We start from the raw sequence: 24,372 nt of genomic DNA on the forward strand, positions 1-24,372 counted from the left end.
CCGAGTCGGAGGATGGACCAGGGCGTGATCATTGCGATCGATGGACCGGCGGGAGTCGGAAAGAGCACCGTCGCCAAACGGCTGGCGGCGCGCTTGGGCTACTTGTATCTGGATACGGGCGCGCTGTATCGCGCCGTCGCCTGGAAGGTGCTCCAGTCCAAGATCGAGCCGGCCGACGCGGAACGGGTGGCGCGCGTGCTCGGCCATACGACGCTGCACATGCAGTTTCAGCACGGCGCCATGCAGGTCCTCGTCGATGGACAGGACGTGACCGCGTTCCTCCGCACGCCGGAGGTGACCGCCGCGGCCTCGGTCGTCTCCGCGATTCCGGCCGTCCGCGAGTGGCTGCTGCCGGTGCAACGGCAGATCGGCCAGCGCGGCTCCGTGGTGGCGGAAGGCCGCGATGTCGGGACGAAGGTCTTTCCTTCCGCGCCGGTCAAGTTTTTTTTGGACGCCGATGCCTCCGTGCGCGCCGAGCGCCGGCACCGGGAACTGGTCGCCGCCGGGCATGGGGGGGCGCTCGAAAAGACGCACCAGGAATTGTCCGGCCGCGACAACCGCGACCGCAGCAGAGCCGTGGCGCCCTTGATGGCCGCCGCCGATGCCCGCCATATCGACACCTCGACGCTGAGCGTCGACGAAGTGGTGGAGCACATGATGGCCGCGGTATCCGCCGTCTCGTGAGCAGCGTCGCGTATGCGGTCTTATGGCTCCTGACCCGCGCGATTGCGCGGCTCGTGTTTCGTTACCGGGTCGATGGGGAGGTGCCGTTGACGGGCGGGGTGCTCGTCGCCGCGAACCATGCCAGTTACCTCGACATTCCGCTGCTCGGCTGCGGCATGAGGCGGAGGGCCTGGTATCTCGGCCGCAGTGATTTGTTTCCGGTCCCGATCGTCAATGGGATGCTGCGGTCGCTGGGCTGGATTCCATTACGGTTGGGACGGTTGGATCGCGAGGCGTTCGGTAAGGCGATCAGCCTGATTCAGGCGGGAAAAGTCGTGGTGATCTTCCCCGAAGGGGGCCGGAGCCACGACGGGCATTTGCGGCAGCCGAAGGCCGGTATCGGCGTGATCGTCTCTCAGACCGGCTGCCCGGTGGTGCCGGCCTATATCAAAGGGACCTTCGAGGTCCTCCCGACCGGGGCTCGGTGGCCGAGGTTCCGGCAAGTCACCGTCCGGTTCGGCGCGCCGCTCACGTTCCAGACAGGCGGCCACAAAGAAACGGTGGAATCCAAGCGGTTTTATGAACAGGTCAGCCGAACGGTGATTGAACAGATTGCTGCCCTCGGCAATGTTCCCCTGCCGAAGGGGCATCACGAGGCAGCGCAGGAGACACCGAACAGGACGGCCGCCGGGACTCGCAAGGCTGAGTGAGCCCGGCCATTTCACCATCAGCACCCGGCGCAAGCCGGAAGAGTAGGATGCTCACATGGGTACCGTGTCCACAGGCAGTGACGCACAGTTAGACCGCAACGCCCTCGCGGCGTTGTACGAAGAGACCTTCCGCAATCTGGAGGAAGGAACGATCACCGAAGGCCGCGTCGTGGCCCTCACGAAAGACAAGGTGGTCGTCGACATCGGCTACAAGTCGGAGGGGATGATCCCGGGCGACCAGTTCTCCACGGAAGAGCTGCAGAACCTCAAGCTCGGCGACAAGCTCCAGGTCTACATCGAAGAATGCGAAGACGCCGACGGCAATCTCGTCCTGTCCAAAGAAAAAGCGGACAAGATGAAGATTTGGGAAGAATTGGAAAAGCTCTACAAGGAAGAAAAGAGCATCGAAGGCAAAATCATCTCCCGCATCAAGGGCGGCATGATGGTCGACATCGGCGTGAAGGCGTTCCTGCCGGGCTCGCAGATCGATCTCCATCCGGTCCGCGACCTGGACGGCCTCGTCGGCAAGACGTTCCCGCTCAAGATCATCAAGATCAACCATCGGCGCGGCAACGTCGTGGTCTCCCGCCGTGTGCTGCTGGAAGAAACGCGCGACAAGAAGCGACAGACGACGCTCGCCAATTTGAAGGAAGGCCAGCTCATTCAAGGCATGGTGAAGAACATCACCGACTACGGAGCCTTCATCGACCTGGGGGGGATCGACGGGCTGCTCCATATCACCGACATGTCGTGGGGCCGCGTCGGCCATCCCTCCGAGATGTTCAGCGTCGGGGACAAAGTCGAGGTGACGGTGCTGAAGTACGACCGGGAAACCGGCCGCATCTCGCTCGGCCTCAAGCAAAAGAGCGCCGATCCCTGGACGAACGTGGCCGGCAAGTATCCGATCGGCACGCGGGTGCGCGGCCGGGTGGTCAGCCTGACCGACTACGGGGCCTTCGTCGAATTGGAACCGGGCGTGGAAGGGCTGGTGCACGTGTCGGAAATGTCCTGGACGCACGAAGTCCGGCATCCGTCGCGCGTCGTGGCCGTCGGCGACCAGGTGGAAGCGGCCGTGCTCAATGTCGATCCTGCGAGCCGCAAGATCTCCCTGGGCATGAAGCAGACCGCGCCCAATCCCTGGGATATGATCGAAACGAAGTATCCGATCGGGACACGGATCGAAGGCAAAGTGAAGAGCCTGACCGATTTCGGCGCCTTCATTGGATTGGAAGAGGGCATCGACGGGTTGATCCATATCTCGGACATGTCCTGGACCAAGCACATCAAACATCCGTCCGAGCTGTTCAAGAAAGGCCAGAAGGTCGAAGCGATCGTGCTGCGGATCGACAAGGAAAAGGAGCGGCTGTCCTTGGGCTACAAGCAGCTCACCAGGGATCCGTGGGATGACGAAATCCCATCGCGCTACCACGTCGGCGATTCGGTGACCGGCAAGGTCAGCAAGGTCGCCGATTTCGGCATCTTCGTCGAATTGGAGGGCGGCGTCGAGGGTTTGATCCACATCAGCGAAGCCGGTCTGGAATCGCAAACCAAGCTCGAAGAGAAGTTCAAGCTCGGAGAAGAGGTGACGGCCAAGATCATCAAGGTGGACCGGGAAGAGCGAAAGATCGCGCTCAGCCTGCGCGAGCACCATTTGGATACCGATCGCCGGCAGATGGACGAATATCACGCCTCGCAGGGTTCGCTGGATCAAAGTCTGGGTCGGGCGGCGAAACAAAGCCGGAAACGTCAGCAGTCGGACGATTAGTCAAAGCCGGACCGGCACAAGGTGATGCGCCATGGCGGATGACCTGACACCAGCGGAACGCAGCCCAAAGCGCCGGCCGTGGCGCACCTTCTTCTGGGTGCTGGCGGCCGGCTTCGGGCTGTTGGTGCTGTTGAATATCTTTTTCCCCGACCTCGATCTGTCCACCGAGGATCGGATCGCCTTGATTCGCGTGGAGGGGGTCATCCTCGACTCGCACGAGACGGTGGGCGAGCTGAAAAAGTTCAGCGAGAACCCGTCGGTGAAGGCGATCGTGCTCCGCATCGACAGCCCGGGCGGCGGCGTGGTGCCCTCGCAGGAAATCCATGACGCAGTTCAGCGCGTGCGGACAAAAAACAACAAGGCGGTCATCGCCTCCATGGGGAGCGTCGCGGCTTCGGGCGGCTACTACATCGCGGCGGCCACCGATCGGATCGTGGCGAATCCCGGCACGCTGACCGGCAGCATCGGCGTCATCATGGAGACGGCGAACGTCGAAGGGCTGCTCCAAAAGATCGGCGTCGAAGGCGTCGTCATCAAGAGCGGCAAATACAAGGACGTGGGCTCGCCGTTGCGAAAAATGAGCGAGGAGGAGCGCGGGTTGTTGCAGACCGTCATGGACGACGTACACAAGCAATTCATCGAGGCGGTCGCCGCCGGCCGTGCGCTGGAGGTGACGGACGTACAGGCCTTGGCGGACGGGCGTATCTTTACCGGCCGCCAGGCAAAAGAGGCCCGGCTGGTCGACGAGCTCGGCGACCTGGAAGATGCAATCCAACTGGCCGCCGACGTCGTGGGGATCGAAGGGGAGCCGAAAGTGGTGGAGCCGAGACGGCGGTTTTCGATCCGCGAGCTGCTCGATTCGCAGCTTTCCGGCCTGTTTCCCAAGCTGGACTTCCATCCGGGCGTCAGCCTGAAATATCTTATGGCTTTTTGACCGCGCGGGGCGCGGAGGCACTTGTCCACCGACGAAGGGGGAACGGACATGACCAAGGCACAGATCATCGAACGGGTTTCCGAGCAAGTGACCACCTTGACGAAGCGGCAAGCCGAAGTCGTCGTCAATACCATCTTCGACTGCGTGCGCGATTCGCTCAAGAACGGGGACAAGACGGAGATCCGGGGGTTCGGGAGCTTTCGGCTGCGCGCGCGGCGTATGAAGGAAGGCCGCAATCCGAAGACGGGTGCGACCGTCGCCGTGCCCGCCAAGCGGGTGCCGTTCTTCAAAGCGGGCAAAGAGCTCAAGGAATTATTGAACCAATAGCCGCCGTAAGGAGTCGCCATGTCAGCTTCAGATTCCTCGGAGTCCGTCGCCGCCGAGGTCCGCTGGACCGAGGGCGCGCTGAAACGGATGGAGCGGGCGCCGTCGTTCCTCCGCGGGATGGTGCGCCGGCTCGCCGAAAAGAAGGCCCGCGAGCTGGGCTATGAAGAGATCACCGAAGAGATCCTCGATCGGTTCAAAGGCCAGATGATGGGCGGCATGGGCGGGGAGGCCGGCATGGCGTCGGCCGCCGAAGCGATGGCGCAGGGCCAACTGCCCTGGACCGCCGCGGCCAAAGACCGGCTCGCCGCCGTGCCCGAGTTCATGCGCGGCATGATCAAACAGATCGCCGAGGAGATCGCCAAAGAACGCGGTCACCTGGAAGTCAACGTGGAGCTGTTCGAAAAGGTCGAGGCGCTCGGCGATCTCCAGGAATCGGCCGGTCCGCCGCTGGAGTGGACGGACGGCGCGCTGGCGCAGCTTCAAGACAAGCTGAAGCAGTCGCCGCCGATCGCATTGGACTTCGTGACCGACATGTTGAAGCGCGATACCGAGGATCTGGCGCGGGAGAAAGGGCTGGCCCGCATCGACGAAGCCGTCCTACGCGAGCTGTGGGACGCGCCGCAGGAACGGATCGCCTGGACGGACGAAGCCTGGAAGCGGCTGCAAACCTCGCCGGACTTCGTGCGCAGCGGCATCAGGAAAGCCGCGGAACGGCGGGCCCGGAAACTGGGTCTCAAGGAAATCGACTCCGAGCACCTCACCTCCTTCCGCAATCAAGCGATGATGAAAGCGGTGAAGCGCATCCGTTCGTTCGGCTATCACGAGCTCACGTTCGACGCCTTCGAGATGGCGCTTCAAAAGACCAAGCGCCTGCAGGGAAATGAGCAGGCGGAAAAACGCCTGCAGGAAATCCGCGGACATTTTGCCGACCCCTCGACGAAGAAACCGGAGGGCGGGACGCTGGGAGCCGAGCTGATGGATCGCTTCCGCAGATACCTCAAGGGCGAAGGGTCGCTCTAAGCCGTCTTCTTCCGGCGCTCGCCTGTGCGGAAGTCCGCATCGCGAACAAAAGGTCTCCGAGAGGATTACCGGAACCGCGGAAGCGGCTCCGGCGCACACAGGATGTCAGTGCGTGACGACCTGTTTCGGCCAAAACTTGTGGCGGATCTGCGGAAGCGGTTCGTTGTCGAAGTTCGGGATATCGTAGAGACAGCGGTCGATCGTCGCCACTTCTTCTTCGGTCAGCTCAAGCGTGACTTTCTTTTTCCAGAACTGGTCCAGAGTGAAATAGTCGCCGGATTGAGGCTTCTCCGCCAGCAAGGCCTTCATCTTCTCGAATCCGGCGGTATCGACGCCGGAGATGCGGCCTTTGTTGCGGTCATGGCACCAGTGCAACACTTCGGCGATGCCATACATCGTAATGTCGATCTTCACGGTAGTGCCCATGGGATTCCTCCTCAAAAGAACGCCATTCTAGCGCAACCCGACACTGGATTTCAAAGCCCGAGGCGGCGATTGCCACGGGAAAGAAGCCCTCGGTATACTGGTCTTCCGCGTTGAACATGCTGGGCCTTTTGGTCCGGGGCGATGATCATTTGAGGACGCTCGTGCATCGGTCTCATCGGTTTCGTGAAGGCCTGACCCTCATCACCGTGCTCTGGCTATCGCTGGTCTCGACGGGACTGCAGGGCTGTTCCAAAGCCGATCCCTACAACCCCCCAGATGTCTTCTATTACTTTGCCAGCTATAAAGTCGGGAAAAATCCGACGACGATCACGACCGGCGATCTGAACCATGACTCGTTTACCGATCTCGTGACGACGAACATTTCGAGCAATACGCTGTCGATCCTCTTGGGGAACGGCGACGGGACCTTCAAGGACCAAGTGCAGCTCAACGTCTGCAAGGAGCCCCGCGCGCTTGTGATGAACGACTTTAATCACGACGACCATGGCGACGTGGTCTTGGCCTGCTCGGGGGGCGACGAAGTTGCGCTGCTGCTCGGCCACGGGAACGGCAAGTTCGAGGAGGGGCCGCATTACCCGGTGCACCGCACGCCGGTCGCGCTCGCGAGCGACGACCTGAACGGCGATCAACACCCCGATCTCGTCGTCGCACTCCGCAACGACAAGGTCAAAATCTTTCTCGGCACCGGCACCGGCGAGTTTCGGCACGGCGCTCAGTACGAGTACGGCGACACGCCCACCTCCGTGGCGTTGTCGGACCTTAACGGCGACGCCAAGCTGGATCTGGTCGTCACCAACGGCGGGCCGATGTCGAACGGCGTGTCCATCTGGTTCGGCAACGGGGACGGCACCTTCCGGGATCCCAAAGACTACCGCACCGGCAAACGACCGCTGGGCGTGAGCTTTGCGGATTTCAACAACGATCGGCAGCGCGATCTGCTGGTCATCAACGGCGAACGGGACAGTTTCACGACGTTCTTGGGCAACGGCAACGGCACCTTTCAGGCCGGTAAAGATTCCGGCGCGGACGCCGGCCCTAACTTCGGTCTGGCGCGGGACTTCAACGGCGACCGCCTGATGGACGTGGCGATCGTCAACCTCCAGTCCAACGACCTGTCGATTCTGTTCGGTAAGGGTGACGGGACCTTCCACTATCCTCCCCGAAATTACCGGACCAAAAGCGGGCCGTTTGCCGTGTCCTCGTTTCGCGTCACGACCACGGGCGTGGAGGAGCCGGGGCTCGCCATCGCCGACAATGGAGACGGCAGCGTCTCCATTTTTCTCCATCGCGGACTGAAAGGCGTTCGTCCGCCGGCAGAGCAAGACGGCGAGCCGCGACGAGAGGGACAGTCGGCCGCCCGTTCTTGACAGCCGCCGGACCCTCCGCTACAGTGCCCCCGGCAAGCCGGCGTTCCTTCCTGTCGACTCATGGCCCTTCGCTCATTCGCATGGTGGTTTGTCATCGGGTCGCTCATGACCCTCTCCGTGCTGATGGTGCAAGGGGGCCTGCGCGATCTGTGGGAAGGGACGCAGCCGAGCGGAGGGACGAACGCCGTCGTCTATTTCGGCACGACGATCTTCGGCGGGGGCTTGTTGGCCGGATGCGTCGCGTTGGTGCTGAACCGTCTGCGCTGAGCGGAACGCCCAGGTGCATGATGCAATGTCTCAAGTGCAAGGGCTTCATGATGGTCGAGCGGCACTACACGGTGGTGAACCGGCGGATTTACGCCCGCTGCCTCAACTGCGGGTTCTGGATCGACCTGGCCGACCTCTTACGCTTTTTCCACAAAGTGATTGATAGCGGCGTAAAAGGTGGTAAGGTGCGGGAATCATTCACCCTCTAAGAGGCGGCGGTTCATGCGGCACACTCGGCTTTGTGGCTTCGCGCGGCGTCTTCTCCTTCGACGGCTTTCGTGCTTCGCGTTGTTCCTCGTCGGTGCCTTCCTTCAACAGGCGCTTTGGACGCCGGCGGTATGGGCGGGAACCGCGCCTGCCGGCAAGCGCCCGGTGCGCGCGGTCGGTCTCCTGCCGGAGACGTTGCCGTGGCGGATCGTGCCGGCGCACAGCATCCTGCTCAAAGAGCTCCGGTCCGGGCGGGTGTTGTACGAGCATGAATCCGAGAAGCGCTTATCGCCGGCCAGCCTCACCAAAATCATGTCGGCTCTGGTCATCCTCGAAAAGGGACGTCTCGAGGACCAGGCGACGGTGAGCAAGAACGCCGCGCGGGCGCACAAGACGCACCTGCGGCTCAAGGCCGGGGAAGTGTTCCGCTTGGAAGATCTTCTGAAGGCGATGCTGATCGTGTCGGCCAACGACGCCTGCTTGGCGGCCGTGGAACACGTCGGAGGGGATGAGGGTCAATTCGTGATGCTGATGAACGCGAAGGCCGCCGCATTGGGATTGGCGGACACGCACTTCAGCAACGCCTGCGGCTTCGACGCCTCGGACCATTACTCCACCGCCGAAGATCTGGCCAAACTGAGCGAGGTCGCGCTGCAACATCCGGTCTTCCGCGAGCTCGTCCGGGAGGAACGGGGGATCATCACGCCGATCACCGGGCACAGGGCCTATGTGCTGCACAACACCAATCGTCTGCTCGGCCGCATTCCCGGCGTCGAAGGCGTCAAGACCGGGTTTACCTCCAAAGCCGGCCGGTGCCTCATCGCCAAGGTCTCTCAGAACGGCAGCGACCTGCTGCTCGTCATCCTCAACAGCAATCGTCGCTGGAACACCGCCAAAAGTCTGATCGATTACGGACTCCGCGTGACCGAGGCGATCCGCTAGTCTTCGGCGCTCAGTTCAAGTCGGTAGGCCGCGCGCTTCTTCATGCCATGACACTGGACGGCTGTATCGCAGTGGGTGAGTCGGAACGAGGCGGGATTCAGTGCGGCGCGGCGAATTCGATGTTGATGTCCTTCCCGAGATAGTTCACCTGGAATCCCTGCTTGTCGTAGGCCATCACGGCGCCCATCACGTTCTCGTCCCCGTACTCTTCCTTGCCTAAGAGCTTGCGGATGTCGTCGGGACTCTCGCTGTTCAGGACGTTTCTGAAGATGCCGCGGGTCTTGTGGGCGAAACGGTTGTTGATGAAGATGAGGTCCACCTTTCCATCCTGGACCCGCACGCCGGCCATCGGCCCCGTGGGCTTGCGCTGATCGAGCAGAAAAATGAAGGTGGCTTCCTGCTCGGCCTTGATGCCGGAGATTTTCTCGTTGACCAGCACGTCCAAGGCCTTGGCTTCCGGATCGCCCAGCTTGACGCCGAAGAGTGAAATATTCTCGCTGCTGATGCTCTTGGGATCCATCACGTCATTCTTGCTCAATTCATAGGGTTCCGCCTGCACGAAGACCGGTGTCCCGAGGGCCGCCACGGCCAAGGCTGCTGTCCAGAATCCACGTGTCTTCCTCATCGACTCCTCCTTCATCTCAGACGCGTATGGCGTGATGATCGGCGCGCGAGCGGTTTATTTGAGGTAGGCTGATAAACAATGCGCCATTCTATCCAAGCGGCGGTCACACTTGCAACAAACCACGATTCCGCGGGCAGCGCCCGCACCGCGCTTACGGCCGGATCGCTGTGGCGAGCAGCCGTTCGCCGAGTTGTCGGAGCCGCAGAAAGTAGGTCTGCGAATCGCCGTCCAGCTCCGAGGTCAAATCGTCCAAGTCGTCGATGCAGTCCTTGAGAATGCCGATCCGCTGCTCGTCCAGTCCTTCGGGTGTGTCAAGATAGAACACCGCGCAACCGCTGATGACGGTGTCCAGGGTCATCAGTTGGCCTTCATGCGGGCTCGAAAACCGGGGCCATCCCTCGGCGCAATGTTGCGCCCAGGCTTCTGCAATGTCGGTCCTCGTCATCGCCGGTGCCGGTCCTGTTCTCTCGATGTGTGGACCACTGTGTGCCAGCCTAGCGCAGGACGGAAGGGCGCCGCAACCCGCCCTCTGTCACGGATACAGCCCGCGCTGGGAATGGGCCTCCGCCACTTCCTGGATGCCGCTCATGAGTGCGGCCATGCGCATGGAGGTCCGGCGCTCCGTCGCGAAATGGAGCGTGCGCTGGAAGGCCGACGTGATGATGGACTGCAGGCGGCTCTGAATGTCGGTCGCGCTCCAGAAGAAACGCTGTAAATCCTGCACCCATTCGAAGTACGAGACGATCACGCCGCCGGAGTTGGCCAAAATGTCGGGAATGATGAACACGCCGTTGTCCCCCAGGATCCGATCGGCGTCGAGCGTCGTCGGTCCGTTGGCGCCCTCGGCCAGCACCCGGCAGCGGAGCGTGTGCGCATTCTTGCCGGTGATCTGTTCCGAGAGGGCGGCCGGGACGAGCACCGTGCAGTCCAGTTGAAGCAACTCCTCGTTCGTGATCGCGTCCCCCAGCTTGGCGTCCTGCAGTCGGGTGCCGGCGATACGGTACCGGCGAACCAGCTCGGCGACGTCGAGGCCCTTCGGGTTATAAATCCCGCCGGACACGTCGCTCACCGCGACAACCTTCGCTCCGTGCTGCTGCATGATGAGAGCCGTGTGCGAACCGACATTGCCGAACCCTTGAATGGCGACGGTGGTCCGATCGATGGGGATGTTGAGATGCTTGAGCGCTTCCAACGTGACGTAGACTACGCCGCGGCCGGTGGCTTCCTCGCGACCCAGGCTGCCCCCGAGGACGAGCGGCTTGCCGGTAACGACGCCGGGCACGGCGAACCCGACCTGCTGGCTATACGTGTCCATGAACCAGGCCATAATTTGTGCGTCCGTGCCCACATCCGGCGCCGGCACGTCTTTGTCCGGGCCGATGAGGGGATAGATCTCCGCCGCGTAGCGCCTGGTGAGACGCTGGAGCTCCCCGGATGAAAGCTTTTTGGGAGCGACCTTCACGCCGCCTTTCGCGCCGCCGTAGGGCAGGCCGGCAAGGGCGCATTTCCACGTCATCCACATCGCCAGGGCGGCGACCTCGCCGAGGTTGACATCCGGATGGTATCGAATGCCGCCTTTGCAGGGACCGCGAGACGAATCGTGTTGCACGCGGTATCCGGTGAAGACCTCCACCCGTCCGTCGTCCATGCGGACCGGAATACTGACGACCAAGGATCGCTGCGGAAGCTTCAGGCGCTGCCGGAGGGCCGGATCGAGTTGCATGGCCTCGGCCGCCTCATCGAATTGCGCGACCGCCAGCCGAAACGTATGGGTGTCGAGTTCCTGCATGGCCCCTCACGTAGGCAAGGTGGATGAAGAGAGCGACGGGATAGCAGTGATCGGCCAGTGGACGCCTAAAACCTCGGTGAGGTGACGGGCCAAGTCCTGCTTTACCCGGTGAAGCTCCGGGGTTGTTCCGATCTCGTCGGCGATCGAGGTCATCCGGCAATCAGCGAAGCCGCAAGGCTGGATGACTCGAAAGGGGGAGAGGTCCATGGCAACGTTCAACGAGAATCCATGGAGGGTCACGCCCTGTTCGATGCGGATGCCGATGGACGCGATCTTCGCCGGTCGCGCCTCTCCAATCCAGACGCCGGGCCTTCCGGCGACCCGGCGACCGGCGATACCCCACTGTCTCAGCAAGCGCAACGCGGTCTCTTCGAGAAGCCTGACGAACTGCTTCGGCCCGCGCGCATGGTCGCTGAGCTTCAAGATCGGATAGACGACGATCTGTCCCGGGCCGTGATAGGTCACGGAGCCACCCCGGTTCACCCAGTGCAGGTCCGCTCCCAGGCGGCGCAACGATTCTTCATGCCCTCCCCAGTGCGACAGATCCGTGCGCCGCCCCAGCGTGTAGACGGGGCGATGTTCGAGGAGCAACACGGTATCCGGACGGCCGCCGCCGACTCGGCCGCGATGCAGCTGTACTTGGTGCTCCCAGGCTTCGGCATAGGGGACCGACTGATGAACGAGAAACACTCGACCGGGAAGCAAAAGGCGGGGCTCAAACGTCTCCGACGAAACGTCCAAGACGACAGCCCGTCGGTCGCTCACTGGCTCACCCTTTGTGAAGAGGGCCGTTGCAGAATCACGGTGGAGAGCCCGCTCTTGCCCTGCACCGTGAGTTGCATGGTGCGCGGTTCTCCTTCCCGCATCACGCTGTGCCAGAAGTCGCCCAAATTGTAGATCTGATGCTGATCCAACGCCGTAATCACATCACCGCTTTGGAGCCCGGCCTGAGCCCCGGTCTTCGTCGGGTCCACGTTGAGCACGAGGATGCCGTGGTCCGCCTCCAGCCCGAAACTGGCGGCCAGACTGGGCGTCACGGTCACCGGAGTGAAGCCGAAATCCGGCCTAGTCACGGCTCCGCGCAGGATCATCGACTGAATATGGGCGTACACGGATTCCAGGGTAATGGCGTAACTGATGGCCTGTGCCGACGGTGCGATGGCGACGTTGATGCCGACGACCTCCCCGTGCAGATCGACGAGCGGCCCGCCGCTGTTGCCCGGGTTGATCGCGGCATCGGTCTGAATCAAGTTGTACAACGTCTCGCCGTTGGGCGTCAGCACCGAACGGTCGAGGGCGCTGACGACGCCGACGGTCACCGTCGAGCCGCCCTTCAGCGCCAAGGGATTGCCGATTGCAATCACCGTTTCGCCGATTTCCAGGTGCGCCCGCTGGTTCAGAGTGGCGGGAACCAAGTCCTCGGCCGTGATCTTGACCAGCGCCAGGTCGAGCAGGAAATCCCGCGCCACGACCCGTCCGGGAGTCAGGCGGCCGGTGTGTAGACCCACCACCAGGCTTTTCACGCCTTCAACGAGATGGTTGTTGGTCAGGATATAGCCGGTCTGGTCGATAATGATTCCCGAGCCGGAGCCGGATTGTGCCGAATGGGGCAGAGGGCTGGCGGGGGCTCCTCGGCTCAAAATGGTGACGACGGAAGGACGGACTTTTGCTACGACCGCCGGAACGGAGAGAACCTTGTCCTCGGCAGAAACCAACTGGCCCCCTGCCACGGTCATGAAGAGGGCCGCGGCAGCCATCGACAGGAAGTTGGAGGGTCTGCGGGGATGAACGAATGGGAACGGCCGCGGGAGCTGCGGGGAACCTGCGCGCGGACAGACATTCCACATAGGCGAACGTATTGTCGCATATCCGGCCGGGAATGCCAAAGCGTAGGCACGGAGGATGATCCTCCGTGCCTGTCCAATGCAGGAGTTACTTGATGGCGGCGAACAGCTCCTTGATCTCCGGCGTCTTGAGCTTCTTCAGCGCCTTCGCTTCAATTTGCCTGATCCGCTCACGGGTCACCGAGAGGCTTTGGCCGACCTGTTCCAAGGTGCAGGCCTCGTCGTACCCGATCCCAAACCGAAGCCGAATGACCGTCTGCTCCCTGGGCGTCAAGTGACCGAGGATGCGATCCAACTGCTGCGTCATTTCGGTCCGATGGACGTTGGCGTCGGGCGGCACGGCCTGTTGATCGGGGATCATGTCTCCGAACTCTGTATCGCCGTCTCCGATCGGATTTTCCAAAGCCACCGGCTCCTGGAAGGCCTGCACCGTTTCATGCAACCGCTCCGGTCTCATCCGGAGGACGTGGGCGATCTCCTCCAGCCTCGCCGGCCGGCCGAACTGTTGCCCAAGTCGTCGGGTCACGCGCAGAATCCGGTTCGACGCTTCCGTCTGGTGTACCGGAATGCGGATCGTCCGCGATTGATCGGCGAGGGCGCGGGTAATCCCTTGCCGGATCCACCAGGTGGCGTACGTGCTGAACTTGAATCCCTTGCGATACTGGTACCGCTCCGCGGCTTTCATGAGGCCGATGTTGCCTTCCTGCACCAGGTCGAGCAGAGTGAGGCCCCGTCCGGTGTAATGCTTGGCCACATCGACCACGAGGCGGAGGTTGCAGCGGACCAACTCGTCCTTGCCCTGTTCCAAGATTCGCCTGGCCGTCTGCACTTCCGTCAATAACGTCTTGAGCCGCTTCGCCGTGGCCGCCGCAGGCTTCATCTCACGGGCCGCCGGTTTCATGACAGCCAGCAGCGCTTTCTCGGCGTTGTCCAAGGCCGTCGCGGAAAAGCCGCTCAGCCGTCTCACCGTCTGCAGCGTGTTCAGCGATTCCGTGAGCACCGGGGTTCGTTTCGCACAGGTCAACGCCTTGACCGCATGACGAAGGGCAACGCGGATCCGTCGTGTGCCTTCGTCCACGCGCTTGGCCAACGCCACCTCTTCGTCGCGCGTCAGGAGCGCCCGCTCTCCGAAGGAGCGGAAGTACAACGATTCCAGCAGGAAGGGGCTGGCGCCCTGGCTCGTGCGCATGACCGGCGCCGGCTTTTCCTCGGGAAGGAGGTCCTGCGTATTATCGCGACCGATCGCTTCGAGGATGCCGCTGGCCTGCGAGTCGTCCGCATCGACATCGGGAATGATCGCCGCCTCATCCTGGGGGTTGACCTCATCGGTCAGGCGGAGTTCTTCATTATTCATGGAGTCACCTTTCATCTCGTCATGTCTCATCTGTCCACTCCTGTTTAGAGCCGCGGGGCGCTCGGAGGATTCAGCGAGATCATATCGTTCTGCCCATAACTACGAAGCAAAACGGATGCTGGATTGAAGATGAGAAGCGGCGGATCTGATCCGGCCGGAATTGCAGGGAGATTAAAGGGGTTTAATGAGGAGGCGCGGGAAGAAATGTCTCATTCGTGCGGCAAGGGTGTAGCATCCGCACAGAGTGCCCGCCGATCCGCCACACTACGGCCGGTTCAGACCCTTGATGAAAGGAGCCAGCGTGTCGATCGGAATCGGGAAGATGGTGGTGGAGTTCTTTTCCGCCGCGATCTCCACGAGGGTCTGCAGGTAACGGAGCTGCAGCGCGGCGGGGTTCTGGCTGATCACATTGGCCGCATCGGCCAGACGTTGCGAAGCTTCGTACTCGCCTTCGGCGTGGATGATCTTGGCCCGCCGCTCCCGCTCGGCCTCCGCTTGTCGCGCAATGGCGCGTTGCATCTCCTGCGGCAGGTCCACATTCTTCACCTCGACGGCCGTCACCTTCACGCCCCACGGTTCGGTCTGCTGATCGATGATCCGCTGCAGCTCGGCGTTGATCTGTTCGCGTTTCGCCAGCAGGTCGTCGAGCTGGCTTTGGCCCAACACGCTTCGCAGCGTCGTCTGGGCCATCATCGAGGTGGCGTAGAGATAGTCTTCGACCTGCACGATCGCGCGCTGCGGGTCCACGACGCGAAAGTAGATCACCGCGTTCACCTTGACGGTGACGTTATCCCGCGTGATCACGTCTTGCGGCGGAACATCCATGGCGACGGTGCGCAGACTCACTCGGATCATCTTGTCGATGAGCGGGAGCAGAATGATCACGCCGGGGCCGTTCCCGCCCACGAGGCCGCGCGCCAGCCGTCCCCACCGGAAGATGACCGCCCGCTCGTATTCGGGCAGCACTTTGAACCCCATGAAGACGATCACCAGCAGGAGGATGAGCAGCGTGAGCGGGCTGAGCAACATGTTAGGCCTCTTTCTTGTTGAGCACCGGAGTGACATACAGGGTCAGTCCTTCGACCCGGAGCACTTTGGCGAGGGCGCCGCGGTCGGCCGGGGTGTCGCTGACCGCGTCCCACAGCTCGCCATGGATGGAAAGCTTGCCCCGCGGAGACAGGGCGGTTTGGGCGACGCCGACCGCGCCGATCATGCCTTCGCTGCCGGTTTGCGGCGGCCGCCGCATCGCGCGCACGCCCATGCCGATCAAAAACAACGAGACGCTGGCCGACGTGATGACGACGGGAATAATCACGGCCCAGGAGATCTGAAAAAACTCCGCGTCCGATTTGATGAGCATCAGCGATCCGAAAATCATCGAGGCAACCCCGCCCAGGGCGAGCAGCCCGTAGCTCGTCACGGTCGCTTCCAGGACGAAAAACACGATGCCCAGGATCAGCAGCAGCACGCCGGCGTAATTGATGGGGAGCGACTGCAACGAGTAGAAGGCCAGAATGAGACTGATCGCTCCCACGACGCCGGGCAGGATCGCGCCGGGGTTGTAGAGCTCGGCCAGGATGCCGATGGTGCCGATCGTCATCAAGAGATACGCGATATTGGGATCGCTGAGCGCCTTCAAGAGCTCCAGACGGAGTCCCATGGGGAACTCCCGAACGGTGGCGTCCTTCGTCGTGAGGGTGACGGGGCCGGCGGGGAGCGTGACGGTTCTTCCCTGCAATTGTTTGAGCAGCGCGGGGACGTCTTCCGCGACGAGATCGATGATCTTGAGCTTCAACGCTTCCTGCTCGGTGACCGACGCGCTTTTCCGGACCGCGTCTTCGGCCCAGACGACGTTCCTCCCGCGCTGCTCCGCGATGCTCTTGATATAGGCGACGGCGTCGTTTTCCACCTTCTCCTTCATCGTGGTATCCATCTCGCCGCCGCCCATCGCAACCGGATGGGCCGCGCCGATGTTGGTTCCGGGTGCCATGGCGGCGACATGCGCTGCTAGGGTGAGAAAGACACCCGCGGAAGCCGCACGGCCGCCCGAGGGCGCGACAAAGACAACCACGGGAATGGAGGCGCTGGTGATGTCTTTGATGATCAGACGCATCGAGGTGTCCAAGCCGCCCGGCGTGTCGAGTTTCACGATCAACGCCTTCGCTCCGCCGGCTTGAGCGGATTCGAGGGCATCGTGCAGGTATTCCGCGGCGACGGGATTGATGACGCCTTCGTAGGTCGCGAGGACGATCTCGTCGGCTTGCACGATCGTCGCAGTCGTCAAGGCCCCGAGGCCCATGACGAGAAGCAGCGCGGTGATGATACCGATGTGAGGTGACAGGACGCGCCCCCTGAGGTGAATCCGAGACATCGACGACTCCCTGTCGCCCGGCAGGAGTTCGTGAGGTTTTGCGATCCGCTTCCCACCCTATCAAGGAAGCCGGTTCGGTTGCAAACCACGGAATGAACCACCTAGAATGCGCGCCATGTCGCAGTTGAAAACCGGCGAACGCGTTCACCTGGTGGACAAGAAAGGCCGCCAGTATGCCCTGACATTGAAGGCCGGCGAAACCTACCAGTTCAGCGGGCAAACCATCCCCCATGACGCGCTCATCGGCCGCCCCGACGGGACGCTGGTGACCTTGTCGGGCGGCAAGAGAATGCTCGCCCTGCGCCCTACCTTCGGTGAGTACGTCTTGAAGATGCCGCGTGGAGCCCAAGTGCTCTACCCGAAAGACTTGGCCTTGATTCCGATGTGGGCCGACATCTATCCGGGCGCGCGGGTCTTCGAAGCGGGCACCGGCTCGGGGGCCCTGACCATGGCGTTACTGCGGGCAGCGGGCCCGAAGGGCCTCGTGGTGACCTATGAAATGCGTGAAGAGTTCGCGCGCATCGCCATGACGAACATCGATCGCTACATGGGCGTGCCGTCCAACCTCGTCGCGTTGCGCCAGAACGCCTATGACGGCATCGCCTTGCCGGAGGACGGTGTCCCGTTCGATCGCATCGTGCTCGATTTGCCGGAGCCCTGGCAAGTGGTGCCGCATGCGGCGCAGGCGCTTCGCTCCGGCGGCCTCTATCTGAGCTTCGTTCCCACTGTGCCGCAGATCATTCAGACCGTCGAGGCGCTGGAACGGGCGACCGTCTTCGGCATGGTCCATACCTTTGAAACGCTGCTGCGGACCTGGTCGGTGCAAGGGCGCAGTGTTCGGCCCGACCATCGCATGGTGGCACATTCCGGGTTTATTACCGTGGCGCGCAAGGTTGAGCCGGGACTTCTGGAGCCGACCCCGAGACTTGGGGAGGACGATAGAGAGCACTCCGGCGGCGAGTCGGTAGACGAAGATGAGGACCGGGCCGCATGAATCGGCTGGCAGGGAAAGTCGCCCTGGTCACGGGAGGCAATGCGGGGATCGGCGAGGCGATCGTAAGGGTATTTGCCAAAGAAGGAGCATCGGTGGTCGTCACAGGCCGCCGGCAAGCGGAGCTGGATCGGGTCGTTGAGGACATCGGCCGAGAGAATGGACGAGCGCTCGCGGTCGCCGGGTCGGTGACCGATGATCGGCACGCGCGGACGGCCGTCGAACAGGCGGTGCGGCAATTCGGCGCGCTCGATATTCTGGTCAACAATGCCGGCGTGGGCGAGTTCGGCCGCCGGATTCACGAGCTGGATGATGCCACGTGGGAACGAGTCCTCAACGTCAATCTCACGGGCGTCTTCCACATGACGCGCGCCGCCGTCCCTCACATGTTGGCGCGGCGGCGCGGGTCCATCGTGAATATTTCCTCGGTTGCCAGTGTGGTCGGAATCCCGATGCTGCCCGCCTATGCCGCGTCCAAAGGCGCGCTCGACGCCCTGACCAGGGCCGTGGCGATCGATTACGCCCAGGACGGCATTCGGTGCAACGTCGTCAATCCCGGTCTCATCGCCACGCCGATGGCGGCTCCGCTGATGGCGAATCCCGAGCAGTTGGATCCGATTCTTGCGCATTACCCGATTCGCCGTCCGGGAACGCCCGAGGAAGTAGCTTACCTCGTACTGTACTTGGCGTCCGATGAAGCGGCATGGGTGACAGGGGCCACCTATATGATCGATGGAGGAAAGACGGCCTGGTGACGGCCGCCCTCCAGAATGATGACCATGGACATCAACGCCCAGACTCAGTTTTGCGGGGTGATCGGCAATCCCGTCGAGCATTCGTTGTCGCCGGCGATTCATAACGCCGCCTTCCGCAGCGCCGGCGTCAATTGCGTGTACCTCGCCTGGAAAGTCGAGGCGATCGCCGACGCGATCCGTGGGCTTCGCGCGCTGGGCAATTTCCGCGGCGCCAGCGTGACGATTCCTCATAAGGTCGCCGTGATTCCGTTTCTCGATCAGATCGAGCCGACCGCTCAAAAGATCGGCGCGGTCAATACCATCGTCGCAGACAAGGGAGTGCTCACCGGCTCCAACACCGATGCGACGGGAGCGTTGCGCGCGTTGAAAGACGCGGCGGTCGATCTGCGCGGCCGGCATGTGGTGATTGTGGGATCCGGCGGCGCGGCGCGCGCCATCGCCTTTGCCCTGGCTGCGGATGCTCAGCTTGAGCGATTGACCTTGCTGGGGATCGATGATGGGGAGCGTATCGCGTTGGCGAAAGACCTCCATGCTTTCTGCGCGCAGCCTGTCGACGAGGGGCCGCTCGATGAAACCGCTCTCGGCAAAACGCTGCCTCGAGCCCACGTTCTGATCCATTGTACGCCGATCGGCATGTCCCCGAAAGTCGATGGGAGCTGCGTTCCCCCGCCCCTGCTCCACGCCGGCCTCGCCGTCATGGATATCGTCTACAATCCACGCGACACCCGGTTGTTGAAGGACGCCGCGCGGGCCGGGTGCAAGACGATCCCCGGCCTGGAGATGTTTCTCCATCAAGCGGTGGCACAGTTCGAACTCTGGACCGGGCGGCACGCTCCGATCGACGTGATGCGCCGGGTGCTGGAGTCGCGCTTTCAATGAACGTCGTCTTGATCGGCTATCGAGGGACGGGAAAAAGCACGGTCGCCAAAGCGCTGGCGGCCCGTCTCGGGCGCACCGCCGTCTCTACAGACGCGGAAATCGTGAAGCGGGCACAGCGCGGTGTGCCCGAGATCGTCGCCGAACATGGGTGGGAGTACTTTCGGGATCTGGAATCGCAAATCTGCCGGGAGGTGGCGGCCAGGGATCACCTGGTCGTCGATACGGGCGGGGGGGCTATTCTGAGACCGGCGAACGTCGACGCGCTCAAGAAGAACGGGCGTCTGTTCTGGCTCCGGGCTTCCGTGGATACGATTGCCTCCCGGATCGGACGTGACATGCAACGCCCATCGTTGACCGGCACCAAATCCTTCATCGAGGAAATAGACGAGGTGTTGCAGGAGCGGACTCCCAAATATCAAGCGGCAGCCGATCACGTCATCGAGACCGATCAGCGTTCGATCGTCCAAATTGCCGACGAGATTCTCGCACGGCTATGACAATCCTAGGGCCCGCATTCTTGACAACCGGTCCCCGACATGTTTGAAGTGAGCGGCGTGCGCCCGTAGCTCAGTTGGATAGAGCGCCGGGCTTCGAACCCGTAGGTCGCAGGTTCAATTCCTGCCGGGCGCACCAAATCATTTCAAGGACTTAGCGGATCACGGTCACACGTCAGACACCGCAAAACTCCTCCGGTGTCGGTATCTGTATCGGCGTTTCGCAAGACACACCTCCCGAAGGCTTCAAGCTCCACCCTTCGGAGCTGTCTAAAGTCATGGCGCAATCCAGCGCCCGGCTAAGGTTCGACCCCCCTACGTCCGAATAGCTGACTGACCCCTCTTCCTGGGAAGGCGAGTGACACCGCTCCCTTGGTAGCCTGGCATAATATGAGCCATAACTATGAATAGGCACGCGTCCACAGTACGCGGGAGCGAGCGATCGGATGAGGTGACGGAGAACGAGCGCCGCGGGCGTCGGGTGGATCTTTCGTGCCGGGTGTTTTTCTTTGGCAAAGACGACTTTGAAGGAGAAGCCGTGCTGGTTGATGTCTCAACCGGCGGATGTCAGATCTCTACATCTGAAACGATTGCTGTCGGCGCATTGTTGAAACTCTCGATCTTCCTCCCGGACCACAAGTGGCCAATGCGTGTTGATGAGGTCATCGTGAGGTGGGCTCAAGACGGACGGTACGGAATCGAGTTCACCTCAATCCGGTTGGCGCAGCGGGAGCGGCTTCGGGCGCTTGTCATGAAAGGTAAAGGGTAACGGGTCATATGGCCAAAGTCTTAGTCATCGAAGATGATGCCCGAGACCGAGAACTTCTCGCTGCTGTCTTGGAGGAACGAGGGTATGAGGTCATTGTGGCGGACAATGGTCGAACGGGGTTAACGTTATGTCATCGAGGGCATCCTGATGCCGTCGTGTTAGACCTCCACATGCCGGGGATAGACGGGCGCAGCGTACTCCGGCAATTGCGGACACTCCACCCCAAGCTACCCGTGGTCGTCTTTAGTGGGCACAGCGCCGAAGAGGTTCAGCAAGAAATGCTGAACCATGGCGCCACAGCCTTTATTCAGAAGGCCTTTTCGCTGGATCACCTCGGGTTGGCATTGCAGGAAGTTTTGCCGTCGCCCTCAGACGCTCACACCTGATATCTATCGCGGCTGAACGCCCGGCCGGTATCCGGCTGCAGAGGTGGTGACCGTCCCGTATCTGTCTCCTCCGATTTCCGCTTCTCCCAAAAAAGTACCGAAGCTGAGACAGCAAAAGGGGGCAGCGGGCAGGTCTTTGAAGATAGGTCACCAACGGCGCACTCTTCGATCGCCAGGAATTCTGAGCTGGGCTGATCCATGAGCTGCTACCAGGCGCACCAAATCCTTTGGGTCAAGGTCTTAGCGACACAGCTCCGTCTTCTTGGTCCCCCTCCTAAGCGGCATAGAAAGTTCAACGCTCTTGATCTACACTCTCGTCAAAAGCGACAATACCGCTGTTATGCTGTGGAGCCCTTGAGCCGAGAAGATATGCTAGCGCGCAAGGACGACTGGTCATCAAACGAGGGGAAAAGAGGGGTCTGGACTAGACAGTGTCCCTGTTGTGGGAGGGTCTTGCGCAAGGCCGATCCGATGCATCCTTGGGTCTGCGAGTGTGGATGGCAAAGCGGATAAGACGAGCAAGAGGAGGGGAGGAACATGGTCCCTGTATTGCACGATGTGAAAGCGGGTTTCGTCCTGGTGTTGGCCCTTGCGTTTCTCCTGTTGATCTGTGCGGTGGCCGGGTTGGGGGCTGTGTTGCGGCCGGTTCGGTGGTCTGATCGGAAAGCGCTCCGCTAAATCGGTTTCCGTTGTTACGATTCTGTTTACCTGCCTCAGTGGTTTCCCGCTTTTCTTCCTGATCCTCCATAGTCGCTTCGTAGTCGCTTCCGCCCTGTCCCGCGCAGATCGCACCTTCTAAGCCTTTGATTTTTATCGACCCGTAGCTCTCCGGCGAGAGAGCATGCGCTGGACCGGCCGTTTTTCGGGCCGGTGCTATATTTGTCCTGAAGAGTCAACGTCATCGGGACAAGTCCGGATCTGTGCCGAACAATAGAGGAGAGGGGCCATGAAGAGAACGGTGAGAACGTCGGGGTTAGCGGTGGTGTTGGGCATGTCGGTGTTGCTGAGCCAGGGCTGCGGCACGAAATGGCTACGGTCCGGCGGCGACAACGAAACGGGCTCTGCGGGGTCAGGCACCGCGGGATCTGCCTCCACGGGATCGGGTTCCGTGTCGGGCAGCGGCGGCTCAAGCTTTCCCGGCTTTTCGGGCAGGAACTCGAGCGGCGAGTTGAGCGGTTTCTCGCAGAACCCCTCCGAAGAGCGCCTCGCGCAAGCGCAAGGCGGGTTCGCGACATCGCTGTCTCCCTCGGACGTCGGTGTCAGGCGGAGAGCCGAATTGACGAAAGAGGAAAAGGCGGCACTGGAAGCCGGTCTCCAGGACGTGTTCTTCGGATACGACCAATGGACCATTTCAAGCGCCGGGATGGAGTCGCTGAATCGTGATGCGAGTTATTTGAAAGACCACCCGGGCGCCGTGCTGAAGATCGAAGGCCACTGCGATGAACGCGGCACCAGCGACTACAACATGGTGCTCGGCGACAAACGCGCCAAAGCGGCGCGCAGTTATTTGATCGAAGCCGGCGTGAGCCCGAAACAGGTGGCCATCGTCTCGTACGGCAAAGAGCGGCCGTTCTGCTTCGATCACGACGAGTCCTGCTATCAGCAGAACCGCCGGGGGCACATGTTGTTGGGCATCAAGAAGTAAGTGCCTTGTGCGGAGACCGCCGGGGTTCCCCGCGATGGGAGGCCTGGCAAATGAAACGGAACAGTCTGGCAAGGATGTCGGAGAAGCAGATGGGCGTATCGGCCAGCCGGCGGCTCACTTCCCCGTTCGCTCCATCCGCCAAAACATCCGTGAAGCGATCGTCTCGGGAACGACGCGTTCAACCGCGCTTCACCGCGCAATTCCGCGGCACGTTTTCCGGTGTGCGCGACGAAGGACAGGGGCGGACGCTCGATATCTCAGCCGGGGGCTGCAAGATCGAAAGCGACATGCCGGTGACCGTGGGCGAGTCGTTCGAATGTCGACTTCATGTGCCGGGCTTGGACTGGCCGCTTCGGATCGACGAGGTGACCGTCCGATGGGTGGAGGGGAAGCTCTCCGGCATCGCTTTTACCCGCATGCGACAGGACGAAGCCGTCAAACTCACCAGGGTGCTTGGAGAACTGGAGCAGAACGACTAAGCCGATCCTTCAGCATTGGCTCACAAGGGCTCGCATCATCTCCCGCCACGTTGATCGTCCCTCCTGCGCGCTATCTCGGTTGACACCGCGACCGCGTCTATCAGAAAGTGAAGCTTCGCTCTTCAGCGAGCGCGGGTGGGCAATTCGTGTCAGCCGGCATCTGGACAGCGGTACACTCTGGCGAACAGCGAAAGGAGAGGCGTGTGGACCAACAGTACGCAATCACGGTGAAGTTTCTGGTCAATGCGGATTCGGCGGAAGACGCCGAAGAGATGGTGGAGACCGCCTGCGAAAAAGCGGCCGCCGCGTTTCCCGACATGAGTTACGAGGGCATTGAAGATATCGAAGAAGAGGAAGAAGAGTAAGCATGGAAATCGCGACTCTCGCCGGCGGCTGCTTCTGGTGCTTGGAGGCGGTCTACGATCAGGTCACCGGCGTCGAATCGGTAGAGTCCGGCTACATTGGCGGGAGCCTCGATCACCCGACCTATGAGGCGGTCTGCAGCGGTCGCACCGGACATGCGGAGGCGCTGCGGATCACCTTCGATCCGCGCGCCATCTCCTATCGCGAGCTGCTGGAAATTTTCTTCGTAATCCACGACCCCACGACGTTGAATCGCCAAGGGAACGACATCGGCACCCAGTACCGATCGGCCGTCTTCTATCATTCTCCCGAGCAGAAGCAGGTGGCGGAGTCGCTCCTCGAGACGTTGAATCGTGAGAAACTCTATTCCGATCCGATCGTCACACAGATCGTTCCGGCAACGCAATGGTATGAAGCCGAAGCCTACCACCAAGCGTATTTTGCGCGGAATCCTTTGCAGGGCTATTGCCAATTTGTCGTCGGGCCGAAGGTCGCCAAGTTCCGCAAACAGTTCGCTGCACGACTGAAGTCGTAGAGCGCGCCGCCTCACCGACCCAGAAGATACGTGAGAAGCTCTTGCGCCTGCTTGAGGACATCGGGCTTCTGATAGATCTGATGGGCTTTGAGGAGTACCTCGGCGTGGGGAGGACAGAAGGGCCATTCGATGGCCGGGTTGCCCTGGACTTGGGCAAGAATCGCCTCGTCCGGCTGATCACCGGGAGTCCCGATGATAATCAATGGATTGCCCGGATCGAGCAGGCAGATCTCGCCTTCCTGAAGTGAAGACGCTCCGGATGCCGTCCTGAGCAGCACGCGCTGTTGCCCCTCAGAAAAGATCGTATCCCCTTCCCGCAGCGGGCCGCTGGGCGCCAGCGAGTACAACACGAGGGGAGCCAGCAGAATGACGACGACTGCAAGACCGATCGACCAGAGCGGAGGCTCCGATCGGCTGAGGCTGTCTCGATCTCCTGTGCCCATG

At 61.7% G+C, this 24,372-nt stretch carries 31 protein-coding genes and 1 tRNA gene; 22 read left to right on the plus strand and 10 right to left on the minus strand.

All coding sequences use genetic code 11. The annotated features are described in order from the left end of the window. The first annotated feature begins 12 nt into the window (after positions 1-12). From cmk to NITMOv2_RS01625, 6 genes are read left to right on the plus strand one after another with little or no spacing between them, the layout of a single operon-like run. The gene (gene cmk, locus NITMOv2_RS01600; protein ID WP_053378229.1) at positions 13-684 is read left to right on the plus strand and encodes a (d)CMP kinase; all 672 of its coding nucleotides are present in this window, start codon (positions 13-15) and stop codon (positions 682-684) included. Beyond that, positions 681-1,373 (plus strand): lysophospholipid acyltransferase family protein, encoded by a 693-nt coding sequence (locus NITMOv2_RS01605; protein ID WP_053378230.1) that lies wholly within the window; start codon positions 681-683, stop codon positions 1,371-1,373. The genes cmk and NITMOv2_RS01605 overlap by 4 nt, the downstream gene beginning before the upstream one ends. Before the next feature lie 55 nt (positions 1,374-1,428). Then, entirely contained in the window at positions 1,429-3,138 is a 1,710-nt protein-coding gene (locus NITMOv2_RS01610) for a 30S ribosomal protein S1 (RefSeq protein WP_053378231.1), read from the plus strand. A 31-nt stretch (positions 3,139-3,169) separates the two neighbouring features. Then, entirely contained in the window at positions 3,170-4,072 is a 903-nt protein-coding gene (gene sppA / locus NITMOv2_RS01615; protein WP_053378232.1) for a signal peptide peptidase SppA, read from the plus strand. Positions 4,073-4,120: 48 nt separating this feature from the next. Next, entirely contained in the window at positions 4,121-4,399 is a 279-nt protein-coding gene (locus tag NITMOv2_RS01620) for an HU family DNA-binding protein (RefSeq protein ID WP_053378233.1), read from the plus strand. A gap of 18 nt (positions 4,400-4,417) precedes the next feature. After that, on the plus strand, positions 4,418-5,419 hold the full coding sequence (locus NITMOv2_RS01625; RefSeq protein WP_053378234.1) for a PCP reductase family protein: 1,002 nt from the start codon (positions 4,418-4,420) through the stop codon (positions 5,417-5,419). A 105-nt stretch (positions 5,420-5,524) separates the two neighbouring features. Here NITMOv2_RS01625 and NITMOv2_RS01630 read toward each other — a convergent pair whose 3' ends face one another. After that, on the minus strand, positions 5,525-5,845 hold the full coding sequence (locus NITMOv2_RS01630; RefSeq protein WP_053378235.1) for a hypothetical protein: 321 nt from the start codon (positions 5,843-5,845) through the stop codon (positions 5,525-5,527). 161 nt (positions 5,846-6,006) lie between these two features. On the opposite strand from NITMOv2_RS01630, the gene NITMOv2_RS01635 reads away from it, so the two are divergent. From NITMOv2_RS01635 to NITMOv2_RS01650, 4 genes are all read left to right on the plus strand, one after another. Beyond that, positions 6,007-7,233, plus strand: a complete 1,227-nt coding sequence (locus tag NITMOv2_RS01635) for an FG-GAP repeat domain-containing protein (protein ID WP_187299327.1) — start codon at positions 6,007-6,009, stop codon at positions 7,231-7,233. Positions 7,234-7,338: 105 nt separating this feature from the next. Further along, complete coding sequence (locus NITMOv2_RS23735) at positions 7,339-7,500, plus strand: hypothetical protein (protein ID WP_187299328.1); 162 nt, start codon at positions 7,339-7,341, stop codon at positions 7,498-7,500. A gap of 17 nt (positions 7,501-7,517) precedes the next feature. Next, on the plus strand, positions 7,518-7,709 hold the full coding sequence (locus tag NITMOv2_RS01645; RefSeq protein WP_053378238.1) for a hypothetical protein: 192 nt from the start codon (positions 7,518-7,520) through the stop codon (positions 7,707-7,709). 13 nt (positions 7,710-7,722) lie between these two features. Next, positions 7,723-8,649, plus strand: coding sequence for a D-alanyl-D-alanine carboxypeptidase family protein (locus NITMOv2_RS01650; protein ID WP_053378239.1), 927 nt, complete (start codon positions 7,723-7,725; stop codon positions 8,647-8,649). 97 nt (positions 8,650-8,746) lie between these two features. Here the strand turns inward: NITMOv2_RS01650 and NITMOv2_RS01655 are convergent, their stop codons facing one another. From NITMOv2_RS01655 to NITMOv2_RS01690, 8 genes are all read right to left on the minus strand, one after another. After that, positions 8,747-9,274, minus strand: a complete 528-nt coding sequence (locus NITMOv2_RS01655) for a hypothetical protein (protein ID WP_053378240.1) — start codon at positions 9,272-9,274, stop codon at positions 8,747-8,749. Between the two features lie 151 nt (positions 9,275-9,425). Beyond that, complete coding sequence (locus NITMOv2_RS01660; protein ID WP_053378241.1) at positions 9,426-9,719, minus strand: hypothetical protein; 294 nt, start codon at positions 9,717-9,719, stop codon at positions 9,426-9,428. An 87-nt stretch (positions 9,720-9,806) separates the two neighbouring features. Beyond that, entirely contained in the window at positions 9,807-11,063 is a 1,257-nt protein-coding gene (locus tag NITMOv2_RS01665; protein ID WP_053378242.1) for a Glu/Leu/Phe/Val family dehydrogenase, read from the minus strand. Between the two features lie 6 nt (positions 11,064-11,069). Continuing rightward, positions 11,070-11,828: a lipoyl(octanoyl) transferase LipB gene (gene lipB / locus NITMOv2_RS01670; protein ID WP_187299329.1), complete on the minus strand. Its 759-nt coding sequence runs from the start codon at positions 11,826-11,828 to the stop codon at positions 11,070-11,072. After that, positions 11,825-12,799: a S1C family serine protease gene (locus tag NITMOv2_RS01675; protein WP_187299330.1), complete on the minus strand. Its 975-nt coding sequence runs from the start codon at positions 12,797-12,799 to the stop codon at positions 11,825-11,827. The genes lipB and NITMOv2_RS01675 overlap by 4 nt, the downstream gene beginning before the upstream one ends. A gap of 196 nt (positions 12,800-12,995) precedes the next feature. Further along, on the minus strand, positions 12,996-14,261 hold the full coding sequence (locus tag NITMOv2_RS01680; protein ID WP_238590435.1) for an RNA polymerase sigma factor RpoD/SigA: 1,266 nt from the start codon (positions 14,259-14,261) through the stop codon (positions 12,996-12,998). A 264-nt stretch (positions 14,262-14,525) separates the two neighbouring features. Further along, complete coding sequence (locus NITMOv2_RS01685) at positions 14,526-15,290, minus strand: slipin family protein (RefSeq protein ID WP_053378246.1); 765 nt, start codon at positions 15,288-15,290, stop codon at positions 14,526-14,528. Between the two features lies 1 nt (position 15,291). Further along, complete coding sequence (locus NITMOv2_RS01690; RefSeq protein WP_083447673.1) at positions 15,292-16,632, minus strand: NfeD family protein; 1,341 nt, start codon at positions 16,630-16,632, stop codon at positions 15,292-15,294. Positions 16,633-16,747: 115 nt separating this feature from the next. Between NITMOv2_RS01690 and NITMOv2_RS01695 the strand changes: the two genes are divergently transcribed. The 12 genes from NITMOv2_RS01695 (at position 16,748) to msrA (ending at position 23,928) form a co-directional block, all read left to right on the plus strand. Continuing rightward, the gene (locus NITMOv2_RS01695; protein WP_083448315.1) at positions 16,748-17,626 is read left to right on the plus strand and encodes a tRNA (adenine-N1)-methyltransferase; all 879 of its coding nucleotides are present in this window, start codon (positions 16,748-16,750) and stop codon (positions 17,624-17,626) included. Further along, the gene (locus tag NITMOv2_RS01700; protein ID WP_053378247.1) at positions 17,623-18,378 is read left to right on the plus strand and encodes an SDR family NAD(P)-dependent oxidoreductase; all 756 of its coding nucleotides are present in this window, start codon (positions 17,623-17,625) and stop codon (positions 18,376-18,378) included. The genes NITMOv2_RS01695 and NITMOv2_RS01700 overlap by 4 nt, the downstream gene beginning before the upstream one ends. A 24-nt stretch (positions 18,379-18,402) precedes the next feature. Beyond that, positions 18,403-19,257 (plus strand): shikimate dehydrogenase, encoded by an 855-nt coding sequence (locus NITMOv2_RS01705; protein WP_053381948.1) that lies wholly within the window; start codon positions 18,403-18,405, stop codon positions 19,255-19,257. Then, on the plus strand, positions 19,254-19,754 hold the full coding sequence (locus NITMOv2_RS01710) for a shikimate kinase (RefSeq protein ID WP_053378248.1): 501 nt from the start codon (positions 19,254-19,256) through the stop codon (positions 19,752-19,754). Before NITMOv2_RS01705 ends, NITMOv2_RS01710 begins: the two co-directional genes overlap by 4 nt. A gap of 59 nt (positions 19,755-19,813) precedes the next feature. Then, positions 19,814-19,890: transfer RNA gene (locus NITMOv2_RS01715), tRNA-Arg, on the plus strand. Positions 19,891-20,202: 312 nt separating this feature from the next. Beyond that, positions 20,203-20,520, plus strand: coding sequence for a PilZ domain-containing protein (locus NITMOv2_RS01720; RefSeq protein WP_187299331.1), 318 nt, complete (start codon positions 20,203-20,205; stop codon positions 20,518-20,520). Between the two features lie 8 nt (positions 20,521-20,528). Next, complete coding sequence (locus NITMOv2_RS01725) at positions 20,529-20,906, plus strand: response regulator (RefSeq protein ID WP_053378250.1); 378 nt, start codon at positions 20,529-20,531, stop codon at positions 20,904-20,906. 537 nt (positions 20,907-21,443) lie between these two features. Then, a complete protein-coding gene (locus tag NITMOv2_RS23740) occupies positions 21,444-21,584 on the plus strand; it encodes a hypothetical protein (RefSeq protein WP_187299332.1) in 141 nt (46 codons plus the stop codon). A 268-nt stretch (positions 21,585-21,852) separates the two neighbouring features. Next, positions 21,853-22,551: an OmpA family protein gene (locus NITMOv2_RS01730; protein WP_053378251.1), complete on the plus strand. Its 699-nt coding sequence runs from the start codon at positions 21,853-21,855 to the stop codon at positions 22,549-22,551. A gap of 50 nt (positions 22,552-22,601) precedes the next feature. Continuing rightward, on the plus strand, positions 22,602-23,030 hold the full coding sequence (locus NITMOv2_RS01735; RefSeq protein WP_083447674.1) for a PilZ domain-containing protein: 429 nt from the start codon (positions 22,602-22,604) through the stop codon (positions 23,028-23,030). A 203-nt stretch (positions 23,031-23,233) separates the two neighbouring features. After that, positions 23,234-23,395 (plus strand): hypothetical protein, encoded by a 162-nt coding sequence (locus NITMOv2_RS23745; RefSeq protein WP_187299333.1) that lies wholly within the window; start codon positions 23,234-23,236, stop codon positions 23,393-23,395. Between the two features lie 2 nt (positions 23,396-23,397). Next, a complete protein-coding gene (msrA, locus tag NITMOv2_RS01740) occupies positions 23,398-23,928 on the plus strand; it encodes a peptide-methionine (S)-S-oxide reductase MsrA (RefSeq protein ID WP_053378253.1) in 531 nt (176 codons plus the stop codon). 11 nt (positions 23,929-23,939) lie between these two features. On the opposite strand, the gene NITMOv2_RS01745 is transcribed toward msrA, so the two are convergent. Then, entirely contained in the window at positions 23,940-24,371 is a 432-nt protein-coding gene (locus NITMOv2_RS01745; protein ID WP_053378254.1) for a hypothetical protein, read from the minus strand. Position 24,372 lies beyond the last annotated feature (1 nt).

Origin of the sequence: Nitrospira moscoviensis (assembly GCF_001273775.1) — a bacterium.
Taxonomy (GTDB): Bacteria; Nitrospirota; Nitrospiria; order Nitrospirales; family Nitrospiraceae; genus Nitrospira_D; species Nitrospira_D moscoviensis.

Coding starts and splice junctions, on each gene's coding strand:
- NITMOv2_RS01700 (WP_053378247.1), top strand. CDS start 17,623: ATGAATCGGCTGGCAGGGAAAGTCGCCCTGGTCACGGGAGGCAATGCG.
- NITMOv2_RS01725 (WP_053378250.1), top strand. CDS start 20,529: ATGGCCAAAGTCTTAGTCATCGAAGATGATGCCCGAGACCGAGAACTT.
- NITMOv2_RS01685 (WP_053378246.1), bottom strand. CDS start 15,290: ATGTTGCTCAGCCCGCTCACGCTGCTCATCCTCCTGCTGGTGATCGTC.
- NITMOv2_RS01620 (WP_053378233.1), top strand. CDS start 4,121: ATGACCAAGGCACAGATCATCGAACGGGTTTCCGAGCAAGTGACCACC.
- msrA (WP_053378253.1), top strand. CDS start 23,398: ATGGAAATCGCGACTCTCGCCGGCGGCTGCTTCTGGTGCTTGGAGGCG.
- NITMOv2_RS01645 (WP_053378238.1), top strand. CDS start 7,518: ATGATGCAATGTCTCAAGTGCAAGGGCTTCATGATGGTCGAGCGGCAC.
- NITMOv2_RS01710 (WP_053378248.1), top strand. CDS start 19,254: ATGAACGTCGTCTTGATCGGCTATCGAGGGACGGGAAAAAGCACGGTC.
- NITMOv2_RS01625 (WP_053378234.1), top strand. CDS start 4,418: ATGTCAGCTTCAGATTCCTCGGAGTCCGTCGCCGCCGAGGTCCGCTGG.
- sppA (WP_053378232.1), top strand. CDS start 3,170: ATGGCGGATGACCTGACACCAGCGGAACGCAGCCCAAAGCGCCGGCCG.
- NITMOv2_RS01660 (WP_053378241.1), bottom strand. CDS start 9,719: ATGACGAGGACCGACATTGCAGAAGCCTGGGCGCAACATTGCGCCGAG.
- NITMOv2_RS01680 (WP_238590435.1), bottom strand. CDS start 14,261: ATGAATAATGAAGAACTCCGCCTGACCGATGAGGTCAACCCCCAGGAT.
- NITMOv2_RS01705 (WP_053381948.1), top strand. CDS start 18,403: ATGGACATCAACGCCCAGACTCAGTTTTGCGGGGTGATCGGCAATCCC.
- NITMOv2_RS01675 (WP_187299330.1), bottom strand. CDS start 12,799: ATGACCGTGGCAGGGGGCCAGTTGGTTTCTGCCGAGGACAAGGTTCTC.
- cmk (WP_053378229.1), top strand. CDS start 13: ATGGACCAGGGCGTGATCATTGCGATCGATGGACCGGCGGGAGTCGGA.
- NITMOv2_RS01730 (WP_053378251.1), top strand. CDS start 21,853: ATGAAGAGAACGGTGAGAACGTCGGGGTTAGCGGTGGTGTTGGGCATG.
- NITMOv2_RS01630 (WP_053378235.1), bottom strand. CDS start 5,845: ATGGGCACTACCGTGAAGATCGACATTACGATGTATGGCATCGCCGAA.
- NITMOv2_RS23740 (WP_187299332.1), top strand. CDS start 21,444: ATGGTCCCTGTATTGCACGATGTGAAAGCGGGTTTCGTCCTGGTGTTG.
- NITMOv2_RS01610 (WP_053378231.1), top strand. CDS start 1,429: ATGGGTACCGTGTCCACAGGCAGTGACGCACAGTTAGACCGCAACGCC.
- NITMOv2_RS01665 (WP_053378242.1), bottom strand. CDS start 11,063: ATGCAGGAACTCGACACCCATACGTTTCGGCTGGCGGTCGCGCAATTC.
- NITMOv2_RS01735 (WP_083447674.1), top strand. CDS start 22,602: ATGAAACGGAACAGTCTGGCAAGGATGTCGGAGAAGCAGATGGGCGTA.
- NITMOv2_RS01695 (WP_083448315.1), top strand. CDS start 16,748: ATGTCGCAGTTGAAAACCGGCGAACGCGTTCACCTGGTGGACAAGAAA.
- NITMOv2_RS01655 (WP_053378240.1), bottom strand. CDS start 9,274: ATGAGGAAGACACGTGGATTCTGGACAGCAGCCTTGGCCGTGGCGGCC.
- NITMOv2_RS01690 (WP_083447673.1), bottom strand. CDS start 16,632: ATGTCTCGGATTCACCTCAGGGGGCGCGTCCTGTCACCTCACATCGGT.
- NITMOv2_RS01745 (WP_053378254.1), bottom strand. CDS start 24,371: ATGGGCACAGGAGATCGAGACAGCCTCAGCCGATCGGAGCCTCCGCTC.
- NITMOv2_RS23735 (WP_187299328.1), top strand. CDS start 7,339: ATGACCCTCTCCGTGCTGATGGTGCAAGGGGGCCTGCGCGATCTGTGG.
- NITMOv2_RS01650 (WP_053378239.1), top strand. CDS start 7,723: ATGCGGCACACTCGGCTTTGTGGCTTCGCGCGGCGTCTTCTCCTTCGA.